This is a genomic window from Pseudomonas sp. NDM, assembly GCF_003105095.1.
Classification (GTDB): domain Bacteria; phylum Pseudomonadota; class Gammaproteobacteria; order Pseudomonadales; family Pseudomonadaceae; genus Aquipseudomonas; species Aquipseudomonas moraviensis_A.
In genome coordinates this window covers 1-4,472 of sequence record NZ_QETJ01000252.1, presented here as the reverse complement: position 1 = coordinate 4,472, position 4,472 = coordinate 1, and the positions used below count along the sequence as shown (strand labels likewise).

Below are 4,472 nucleotides of genomic sequence, written 5' to 3'. Positions count from 1 at the left end.
AGCCTTCGGCAGCTCCTACAGGGGAATGCATTTCAAATGTAGGAGCTGCCGAAGGCTGCGATCTTTTGCAGGCGACACGAACCGATAGGGAAGCAACAATCCGTGCGATAAACGAACACTCAGTCGATTATCGGATTGTTTGGCGATTTTCCCAGGCTTAATCTTCAGTGACTCCGGCGCTGAACCTCGCGCCTCTTTATCACTGGCGATTCCTTACAAAAGAACAGGAGCCCGCTCCATGGCTGAGATCCTTTCGCTGCACGACGCGGTGAAGCAATTCGTCAACGACGGCGATACCGTCGCCCTCGAAGGCTTCACTCACCTGATCCCTACGGCAGCGGGTCATGAAATCATTCGTCAGGGCAAGAAAGATCTGACGCTGGTGCGGATGACGCCGGACCTGATCTACGACCAACTGATCGGCGCCGGTTGCGCGCGCAAACTGATTTTCTCCTGGGGCGGCAACCCGGGTGTGGGCTCGCTGCACCGTCTGCGTGACGCGGTCGAGAAGCAATGGCCGCACGCCCTGGAAATCGAAGAGCACAGCCATGCCGACCTCGCCAATGCCTATGTCGCTGGCGCGTCCGGCCTGCCGTTCGCGGTGCTGCGTGCCTACGCCGGTTCCGACCTGCCGAAGGTCAATCCGCTGATCAAAACCGTGACCTGCCCGTTCACCGGCGAAGTGCTGGCGGCAGTGCCATCGGTACGCCCCGACGTCACCGTGATTCATGCGCAGAAGGCCGACCGCAAAGGCAACGTTCTGCTGTGGGGCATTCTCGGTGTGCAGAAAGAAGCCGCGCTGGCGGCCAAACGCTGCATCGTCACCGTGGAAGAAATCGTCGACGACCTCAACGCACCGATGAACGCCTGTGTACTGCCGACCTGGGCCTTGAGCGCGGTCTGCCATGTGCCAGGTGGCGCGCATCCGTCCTACGCCCACGGTTACACCGAGCGCGACAATCGTTTCTATCAGGCGTGGGACCCGATCGCTCGCGACCGTGAGACGTTTACCGCGTGGATCAACGAATACATCCATGGCTGCGCTGATTTCAGCGAATTCCAGGCCAAGTTGGCCGCTGCTTCGGAGGCCAAGTAATGACTTACACCACCAATGAAATGATGACCGTCGCTGCGGCCCGGCGCCTGAAGAACGGCTCGGTGTGCTTCGTCGGCATCGGCCTGCCGTCGAAAGCCGCTAACCTTGCGCGTCTGACTTCATCGCCGGACGTGGTGCTGATCTACGAATCCGGCCCGATTGGCGCCAAGCCGAGCGTGCTGCCACTGTCCATCGGTGACGGCGAGCTGGCCGAAACCGCCGACACCGTCGTGCCGACCGGTGAGATTTTTCGCTATTGGCTGCAGGGCGGGCGCATCGACGTCGGTTTTCTCGGCGCCGCGCAGGTCGACCGTTTCGGCAACATCAACACCACCGTGGTCGGCGACTACCACGCGCCGAAAGTGCGTCTGCCGGGTGCCGGTGGCGCGCCGGAGATTGCCGGTTCGGCGAAAAGCGTGCTGATCATCCTCAAACAGTCGGCGCGTTCGTTTGTCGACAAACTCGATTTCATCACCTCCGTCGGTCACGGCGAGGGTGGCGATTCGCGCAAACGTCTGGGCCTGCCGGGTGCCGGGCCGGTGGGGATCATCACCGACCTGTGCATCATGGAACCGGAGGAGGGCACTAACGAGTTCGTGGTCACCGCGTTGCATCCGGGCGTGACCCGCGAGCAAGTGGTCGCCGCCACCGGTTGGGCGATCCGTTTTGCCGAATCCGTTGAAACCACTGCTGAGCCGACCGACGTCGAGCTGACCGCGCTGCGTGATCTCGAAGCGCGCACCGCCGCCGCCCACGGTCAGGCACCGGGAGAAGCATGATGCGTGACGTGTATATCTGCGACGCGATTCGCACCCCCATCGGCCGCTTCGGCGGCGCACTGTCCGCCGTGCGCGCCGATGACCTGGCCGCCGTGCCGATCAAAGCCTTGATGGAGCGCAATCCATCGGTGGACTGGAATGCAGTCGATGAGGTGTTCCTCGGCTGCGCCAACCAGGCCGGCGAAGACAACCGCAACGTTGCACGCATGGCGCTGTTGCTCGCCGGTCTGCCGGACAGCGTGCCCGGCGTGACCCTCAATCGTCTTTGCGCTTCGGGCATGGACGCCATCGGCACTGCGTTTCGTGCGATCGCCAGCGGCGAAATGGAGCTGGCAATTGCCGGCGGCGTCGAGTCGATGTCCCGCGCGCCGTTCGTGATGGGCAAGGCTGATGCGGCGTTCTCGCGCAACATGAAACTGGAAGACACCACCATCGGCTGGCGTTTCATCAACCCGCTGATGAAGGCGCAGTACGGCGTCGATGCCATGCCGCAAACCGCTGACAACGTCGCCGACGACTACCAGGTTTCGCGCGAGGATCAGGACGCCTTTGCCCTGCGCAGTCAGCAACGTACCGCTGCCGCTCAGGCCGCGGGTTACTTCGCTGAAGAAATCGTCGAAGTGCGCATCGCCCATAAAAAAGGCGAAACCGTGGTCAGCGAGGACGAACATCCGCGCGCCGACACCACGATCGACGCGCTGGCCAGACTGAAACCGGTCAACGGCGCGGACAAAACCGTCACCGCCGGCAATGCCTCTGGCGTTAACGATGGCGCCGCGGCGCTGATACTTGCCTCGGCTGAAGCGGTGAAAAAACACGGCCTGACCGCCCGCGCGAAAGTGCTCGGCATGGCCAGCGCCGGTGTCGCACCACGGGTAATGGGCATCGGCCCGGTGCCGGCGGTGCGCAAACTGACCGAGCGCCTCGGCGTCGCGGTCAGCGATTTCGACGTGATCGAACTCAACGAGGCGTTTGCCAGCCAGGGCCTGGCGGTGCTGCGCGAGTTGGGCCTGGCCGACGATGCGCCGCAGGTCAATCCCAATGGCGGCGCGATCGCTCTCGGTCACCCGTTGGGCATGAGCGGGGCGCGACTGGTACTGACCGCCCTGCATCAGCTGGAAAAGACCGCTGGCAAGAAAGGCCTGGCGACCATGTGCGTCGGTGTCGGCCAGGGTCTGGCCCTGGCCATCGAACGCGTCTGACGCGCTGCGGCACTTACAAGAATTGAGGAAAGTGAAATGACTGACAAGCCTGGTTACCGTCGCCCACAGGCAGGCACTCAGCCTGACTACCTGCACCCGACGTATCAATCCACCAACCTGCGCTCGCCGTCCAAGCCTTTGGTGTACCTGCCCCATTCACTCTCGGAAATCACCGGGCCGACCATCGGTGCCGAACACGTTGCCGAGAAAGACAACGACCTGACCGCGCAGCACGCCGGCGAGCCGTTGGGCGAGCGCATCATTATTCACGGCCGTGTGCTCGATGAAGACGGTCTGCCGGTGCCGGGGATTCTCGTGGAGATCTGGCAGGCCAACGCCGCCGGTCGCTACAACCACGCCCGCGACCTGCACGATGCGCCGCTGGACCCGAACTTCACCGGCACCGGCCGCACCGTCACCGATGCCGACGGCTGGTACCAGTTCCAGACCATCAAGCCCGGGGCTTACCCGTGGGGCAACCACCACAACGCCTGGCGCCCGGCGCACATCCATTTTTCCTTGTTCGGGCCGAGCATCCTTACGCGTCTGGTCACGCAGATGTACTTCCCCGGCGATCCGTTGCTCGCGTATGACCCGATCTACAACTGCGTGCCGGACACTTCGGCCAAGGAACGCCTGATCGCCAGCTTCGATCTGGAAAAAACCATTCCGTCCTACGCCCTCGGTTACCGTTGGGACATCGTGCTGCGCGGGCGTGAAGCCACGCCGATGGAGAAATAAGATGACCCTCTATGCGACCACGTCCCACACCGTCGGGCCGTATTACCACATCGGCCTGACCTGGCTGAACCGCGAAACCCTGGCCAACGAGCTGACCCTCGGCGAGCGCGTGGCGATCACCGGCCAGGTGGTCGACGGCAATGGCGATGTCGTCAACGACGCCATGCTGGAAGTCTGGCAGGCCAACGCCGTCGGCAAATATGACCACCCGGAAGACCAGCAGGACAAACCGCTCGACCCGAATTTCGAAGGCTTCGGTCGGGTGCCGGTGGACGCCGAAGGGCGCTTCCGTTTCACCACGATCAAACCCGGCACCGTGCCCGGCCTGAAAGGCTCGACCCAGGCGCCGCATCTGGTGGTGCTGGTGTTTGCCCGTGGGCTGGTCAAGCACTTGCTGACGCGGATTTATTTTGAGGGTGAACCGGCGAACGTCGATGATCCACTGCTCGAATGCGTCCCGGCTGAACGCCGCGATACGTTGCTGGCGAAGCAGGATGCGTCCGGTGTTTACCAGTGGAACGTGATTCTGCAGGGCACTGATGCCGAGACGGTGTTCTTCGATTATTGAAAGAGCACCATCAATCCCTGTAGGAGTGAGCCTGCTCGCGATGGCGGTGTGTCAGATTTAAATGGTCTGAATGACACACCGCCATC

At 62.6% G+C, this 4,472-nt stretch carries 5 protein-coding genes; all 5 read left to right on the top strand.

All coding sequences use genetic code 11. The annotated features are described in order from the left end of the window. Positions 1-238: 238 nt before the first annotated feature. From DCO47_RS25840 to pcaG, 5 genes are read left to right on the top strand one after another with little or no spacing between them, the layout of a single operon-like run. On the top strand, positions 239-1,096 hold the full coding sequence (locus tag DCO47_RS25840) for a CoA transferase subunit A (RefSeq protein ID WP_024011937.1): 858 nt from the start codon (positions 239-241) through the stop codon (positions 1,094-1,096). Next, positions 1,096-1,875 (top strand): CoA-transferase subunit beta, encoded by a 780-nt coding sequence (locus DCO47_RS25835; RefSeq protein ID WP_042608191.1) that lies wholly within the window; start codon positions 1,096-1,098, stop codon positions 1,873-1,875. The genes DCO47_RS25840 and DCO47_RS25835 overlap by 1 nt, the downstream gene beginning before the upstream one ends. Beyond that, complete coding sequence (gene pcaF, locus DCO47_RS25830; protein ID WP_177434381.1) at positions 1,872-3,077, top strand: 3-oxoadipyl-CoA thiolase; 1,206 nt, start codon at positions 1,872-1,874, stop codon at positions 3,075-3,077. Before DCO47_RS25835 ends, pcaF begins: the two co-directional genes overlap by 4 nt. Before the next feature lie 36 nt (positions 3,078-3,113). After that, positions 3,114-3,818 carry a protocatechuate 3,4-dioxygenase subunit beta gene (gene pcaH, locus DCO47_RS25825; RefSeq protein WP_042608189.1) on the top strand — a complete coding sequence of 235 codons (705 nt, stop codon included), beginning with the start codon at positions 3,114-3,116 and terminating at the stop codon, positions 3,816-3,818. Position 3,819: 1 nt separating this feature from the next. Further along, the gene (pcaG, locus tag DCO47_RS25820) at positions 3,820-4,386 is read left to right on the top strand and encodes a protocatechuate 3,4-dioxygenase subunit alpha (RefSeq protein ID WP_064364185.1); all 567 of its coding nucleotides are present in this window, start codon (positions 3,820-3,822) and stop codon (positions 4,384-4,386) included. Positions 4,387-4,472 lie beyond the last annotated feature (86 nt).